Here is a 660-nt window from a genome sequence, read left to right as displayed (position 1 = left end):
TCATCTTCGGGGGTAGAGCACTGTTTCGGCTAGGGGGTCATCCCGACTTACCAACCCGATGCAAACTACGAATACCGAAGAATGTTATCACGGGAGACACACGGCGGGTGCTAACGTCCGTCGTGAAGAGGGAAACAACCCAGACCGCCAGCTAAGGTCCCAAAGTCACAGTTAAGTGGGAAACGATGTGGGAAGGCACAGACAGCCAGGATGTTGGCTTAGAAGCAGCCATCATTTAAAGAAAGCGTAATAGCTCACTGGTCGAGTCGGCCTGCGCGGAAGATGTAACGGGGCTAAACTGTGCACCGAAGCTGCGGCAGCGACACTATGTGTTGTTGGGTAGGGGAGCGTTCTGTAAGCCTGCGAAGGTGGCCTGTGAGGGTTGCTGGAGGTATCAGAAGTGCGAATGCTGACATAAGTAACGATAATGCGGGTGAAAAGCCCGCACGCCGGAAGACCAAGGGTTCCTGTCCAACGTTAATCGGGGCAGGGTGAGTCGACCCCTAAGGCGAGGCCGAAAGGCGTAGTCGATGGGAAACAGGTTAATATTCCTGTACTTGGTGTTACTGCGAAGGGGGGACGGAGAAGGCTATGTTAGCCGGGCGACGGTTGTCCCGGTTTAAGCATGTAGGCGGAGGTTCCAGGTAAATCCGGTACCTT

Annotated in this window: 1 rRNA gene; it reads left to right on the top strand. The window is 54.5% G+C overall.

Going from position 1 to position 660, the window contains the following annotated elements:
• Positions 1–660 (top strand): 23S ribosomal RNA (locus tag PGR23_RS24395); the annotation flags it as partial.

Source organism: Klebsiella sp. 141162, from assembly GCF_050600755.1.
GTDB lineage: Bacteria > Pseudomonadota > Gammaproteobacteria > Enterobacterales > Enterobacteriaceae > Klebsiella > Klebsiella aerogenes.
Note: the sequence above shows the minus strand (reverse complement) of the source record. Positions and strands in the feature narration are given on the sequence as shown.